This is a genomic window from Raoultella sp. (assembly GCF_039594335.1).
In the GTDB taxonomy this organism is placed as follows: Bacteria; Pseudomonadota; Gammaproteobacteria; order Enterobacterales; family Enterobacteriaceae; genus Klebsiella.
On the sequence record NZ_JBCNNS010000238.1, the window covers coordinates 1 to 3,921 of the forward strand.

The 3,921-nt window shown below is 51.7% G+C and carries 7 protein-coding genes and 1 pseudogene; 7 read left to right on the plus strand and 1 reads right to left on the minus strand.

The window, feature by feature from the left end:
- The 7 genes from ACZAHD_RS22190 to ACZAHD_RS22220 form a co-directional block, all read left to right on the plus strand.
- Positions 1-396 (plus strand): HK97-gp10 family putative phage morphogenesis protein (locus ACZAHD_RS22190; RefSeq protein ID WP_462458656.1); only part of this gene is annotated, 396 nt, incomplete at its 5' end.
- On the plus strand, positions 393-740 hold the full coding sequence (locus tag ACZAHD_RS22195) for a hypothetical protein (protein WP_462458657.1): 348 nt from the start codon (positions 393-395) through the stop codon (positions 738-740). The genes ACZAHD_RS22190 and ACZAHD_RS22195, both read left to right, overlap by 4 nt.
- Positions 741-796: 56 nt before the next feature.
- Positions 797-1,501 carry an immunoglobulin domain-containing protein gene (locus tag ACZAHD_RS22200; RefSeq protein ID WP_462458658.1) on the plus strand — a complete coding sequence of 235 codons (705 nt, stop codon included), beginning with the start codon at positions 797-799 and terminating at the stop codon, positions 1,499-1,501.
- 30 nt (positions 1,502-1,531) lie between these two features.
- Positions 1,532-1,924: a phage tail assembly chaperone gene (locus ACZAHD_RS22205; protein WP_462458659.1), complete on the plus strand. Its 393-nt coding sequence runs from the start codon at positions 1,532-1,534 to the stop codon at positions 1,922-1,924.
- A 2-nt stretch (positions 1,925-1,926) separates the two neighbouring features.
- The gene (locus ACZAHD_RS22210; protein ID WP_462458660.1) at positions 1,927-2,232 is read left to right on the plus strand and encodes a phage tail assembly protein T; all 306 of its coding nucleotides are present in this window, start codon (positions 1,927-1,929) and stop codon (positions 2,230-2,232) included.
- A gap of 186 nt (positions 2,233-2,418) precedes the next feature.
- Positions 2,419-3,147: a KilA-N domain-containing protein gene (locus ACZAHD_RS22215; protein WP_462458661.1), complete on the plus strand. Its 729-nt coding sequence runs from the start codon at positions 2,419-2,421 to the stop codon at positions 3,145-3,147.
- 2 nt (positions 3,148-3,149) lie between these two features.
- Complete coding sequence (locus ACZAHD_RS22220; RefSeq protein ID WP_462458662.1) at positions 3,150-3,407, plus strand: hypothetical protein; 258 nt, start codon at positions 3,150-3,152, stop codon at positions 3,405-3,407.
- 103 nt (positions 3,408-3,510) lie between these two features.
- Here ACZAHD_RS22220 and ACZAHD_RS22225 read toward each other — a convergent pair.
- Positions 3,511-3,921, minus strand: a pseudogene (locus tag ACZAHD_RS22225) (hypothetical protein); the annotation flags it as partial.

The window sequence follows — 3,921 nt, forward strand, 5'->3', positions numbered from 1 at the left end:
CAAACCCTCAGCAAAGCCGAAAACAATAAAGTCCTCCGGGATTCGACCCGCGCCGGTGCCGAAGTGCTACGCCAGGAGGTAATAGCTCGTGCTCCTGAGAAAACCGGGAAACTGAAGAAAAACGTTGTGGTAGTCACACAGAAAAGCCCTCGCCGCGGGGAAATCTCATCCGGCGTGCATATTCGTGGTGTTAACCCGCGAACGGGGAATAGCGACAACACCATGAAGGCCAGCAACAGGCGAAATGCTTTTTACTGGCGCTTTGTTGAGCTTGGGACTGCTACCGCCCCGGCACATCCTTTTGTCCGTCCTGCGTTCGATACCCGCATCGAGGAGGCCGCCCAGGTTGCAATTAACCGAATGAATACGGCGATTGATGAGGTGCTGGCCAAATGACAGAGGATGATATCTATACCCTGTTGGCTCCGCTGGCAGACGGGAGGGTTTACCCGTATGTGGTACCGCTTGGCAGCGACGATTTACCCGCAGTGGCCGCTCCTTACATTATTTTCTCGATACCGACTGATGTTGCAGGGGATGTGTTCTGTGGGCAGGCCGAATCGACGCTGCACATTCAGGTAGACGTGTGGGCAGAAACTAACGATGAGGCCAGGGCGTTACGGCTTGAGGCCCTTTCCCGGCTGGAAGTGCTTTCACCTACCGAAGTGACCAAAATCCCCGGCTACGACACTACAACCCACTTGCATCGGGCAACGCTCGAATTAACGGTCATTGCCTGACTGAAACCAATCCAACCTGACCGCCGCCGGCGGTTTTTTCATTTATGGAGGCTGCAATGTCAGCACTATTTGAACGCGCCCAAAAAACGGTAGTAATGATTACCTCAGTACCGGTCACTGCGGCAGAAATGGACACGGCGACCTGGTTAAACCTGAGTTGCACTATCAAACAGGCCAGCTTTACCGCCGGTCAGAAAAACGATATTGATGTGACGACGCTATGCTCTGACGAAACTGAAAATATCAACGGGCTTCCGGCGCCATCTGAAATGTCCCTCTCCGGTAACTTCTACCGCAACCCGGCGCAGGATGCGCTTCGTGAAGCATACGATAACGATGGCGTTTATGGATTTAAGGTTATTTTCCCGTCTGGAAATGGGTTCCTGATGCGTTCTGAGGTGCGTCAGCACACCTGGGATTCTCAGACCAATGGTGTGGTGGCCGCAACGTTCTCACTGCGCCTGAAAGGCAAACCATCCAATATTAATGCCCCAGGAATTCTGTCTTTCGCTACAGACCTTCCGGCTTCCCAGACAGTCGCGGCAGGAAGCGCCCTGACAATGGGTGTGGTCGTCCAGGGCGGTACGGAACCTTACACCTACGTCTGGAAAAAAGGTTCCTCAACTGTCAGCGGGCAGACCAGCGCCACTTTCAATAAGGCCAGCGCCGTATCAGGTGACGCCGGGGTTTATTCCTGCGTGGTTACTGATGCCGATGGCACCGTTATTACTTCTGCTGACCACACCGTCACCATCAGTTAATGGAGCGCCGGGAAACCGGCGATAAACTTAATGGCAAAACAGAATCTTAAAGCGCTGGCACTGGCCCCTATGGCGGGTTTTCGCAAAAAATCAGTCACCGTTCCGGAGTGGGATAACGCAGAAGTTATCATTCGCGAACCGTCGGCTGAAGCCTGGATTCGCTGGCAGGGGATCGCCAGCAAACTACCGGAAGGACAGGAAGCGCCAGAGGTTCCAGAACTGACCCCTTCAGAACGTGCTTTCCGCACGATGCGGGCAGACGTCACGCTGTTCATTGATATTTTACTGGATACTGACCTGCAGTACGTTTTCACCGTCGATGACACCGAACAAGTTGAAGCGATTTACGGGCCTGTTCATTCCCGGCTGTTGAAACAGGCGCTTAATCTCATTCGTGACGCGGATGATGCCAAAGCAAAGTAAAAATGCCTGGCATGCAGTTTCTGATGGCGCTGGCACTCCGGATGGGCCGCACGCTAGGCGAACTGCGACAGACTATGACGGTCGGAGAATTCAGGTTATGGGCTGAATACGACCGTCTCAGCCCGATCGGTGATATCCGTGGCGATATTCTCAATGCTCAGCTGGTTTCAGCGATGTACGGTGCACAGGGCGGTACAATTACCATTGAAGACGCTCAGCTTCAGTGGAGCGCAGAAGAAGACGAAGTAAGCGACAGCGGCGATCCATTTGCCGGATTAGAGGCCGCTTTGCTCGCAGCATCGGAATAAAATTGAATCGTCTCCAGCCTCGCTTCAACGCGGGGCTTTTTTATACCCAAATTTCACCGCGCATCTCACGCGCACTTCACACAGAACCTTTCAGGATGACCCTTGAGGATGCCGGCTGGCTGTCGGTGCCATTCTGTGGGCCGGATTCCTGTGAGACAAGGTTCATCACTAAAAGGTAATACCGATATGTCTAATATCATACCGATTGAGTTCGAAGGTCACCCTATGCGTTTTTCTGACGACGGTTGGTTCGATGCCACTACCGCCGCAGAAAAATTCGCAAAGGCTCCAAACGATTTCCTTCGTTTGCCAGAAACTGATTCATATATTCAGGCACTTGGGCGTAGATACGGGAAAATCTCGTATGTAAAAACCAGCAGGGCTCGTAAAGACCGCGGCGGCGGAACATGGCTTCATCCTAAGTTGGCCGTGCGATTTGCGCGCTGGCTTTCTGTTGATTTTGAAATTTGGTGCGATGAGCAGATCGACGCCATTATTCAGGGCGCCGTTCATTATATTGATGATGACAGAATCAAAGCCATTTTCTTGCTTAGCGAATCTCAGCCGTGGGAAAAACGGTTCAGCGACCCATTTTACGCAGCGCTGTTTAAAATGTCTGGATTACCGCGTCATCGCCCAGGTCGTCGTCCTGCCCTGTTCGGAATGATTAGCGCCAAGTGGGTGTATGGGCCTGTTCTGCCACCAGAGGTTTATACCGAAGTGAAAAACCGGCTGGCAGTTGGCGATAAGATTCATCAACACTTAAAACCTGATGCCCTAACTCTCGTAGAGCGGCAGATCATTGCGGTCACAAGCATCGCCAATGGCTGCTCAGATTATCGAGATTTCGAGGCCCGCTGCATGGCTGCGTTCCCTGTTAAGGGGCAAATGAAACTGCTGTATGCGGCGGCCTGATCATGAACAACCGAATCGTTGAGTGCGCCTCCAGAGCGGGGCGCGACTTCTCGGAGTTCATGAAAGGCGAGAAGAATATGATGGAGGCGCTGCGGTCTGCGGAGGAATTCACCGAGCAGTTACGCATTCACGGCTGCGTTAATCACCACTTCGTCAATTTCATGATGATGAAAGCGATAATGAAGGTGTTCGACGATATGCAACGCGAGGAGCAGCGTGAAGAGCGCCAAAGAAAACGAGCAGAAAAGAAAGGCAAATAGCCCACTCAGGTGGGCTTTCATCGATACACAGGGACTAACAACAGTGATCCTTTTTAAGGCTTAGAGGCAGCGCTTCTTGCTGCCTCAACCACATAACATAGGATTAGCGATATGTTAATTGCCCAAGAGCTTGCTGGATTTTTTCAACTTTAGTTGAATACACCTCAAGATGATGCTGCAAAGCCTGTAACTGAAAACGGGCAGCTTCAACGATGAACCCATTCCGCTCAAGTTCGGCTAATAACCTTCCGCATGGATTAGGGTAATCACCATTGGGGATGAGTAAGCCAGCAGGATAAGTCCAGGGTGCGCGAATTGATTTTTCTTTAATGATCCAAAGATACGGTTTGAAGAACCCCATACTGTAATCATTACTCAGCAATAATTCTGGTGGGCCAGATTGCTTGCCAAGGTACTCGCCTTCCAGCACGTTAAGGTACTCGATGGCTTCGCCGACCTGCTCAGGCTGCAACTGGTGAATATGCTCAACATCGAAACGTTGATGAACCAGCTT

Bases quoted from the DNA above. Each gene is read 5' to 3' on its own strand.
- ACZAHD_RS22220 (WP_462458662.1), top strand. From the start codon at position 3,150: ATGAACAACCGAATCGTTGAGTGCGCCTCCAGAGCGGGGCGCGACTTC.
- ACZAHD_RS22205 (WP_462458659.1), top strand. From the start codon at position 1,532: ATGGCAAAACAGAATCTTAAAGCGCTGGCACTGGCCCCTATGGCGGGT.
- ACZAHD_RS22210 (WP_462458660.1), top strand. From the start codon at position 1,927: ATGCCTGGCATGCAGTTTCTGATGGCGCTGGCACTCCGGATGGGCCGC.
- ACZAHD_RS22200 (WP_462458658.1), top strand. From the start codon at position 797: ATGTCAGCACTATTTGAACGCGCCCAAAAAACGGTAGTAATGATTACC.
- ACZAHD_RS22215 (WP_462458661.1), top strand. From the start codon at position 2,419: ATGTCTAATATCATACCGATTGAGTTCGAAGGTCACCCTATGCGTTTT.
- ACZAHD_RS22195 (WP_462458657.1), top strand. From the start codon at position 393: ATGACAGAGGATGATATCTATACCCTGTTGGCTCCGCTGGCAGACGGG.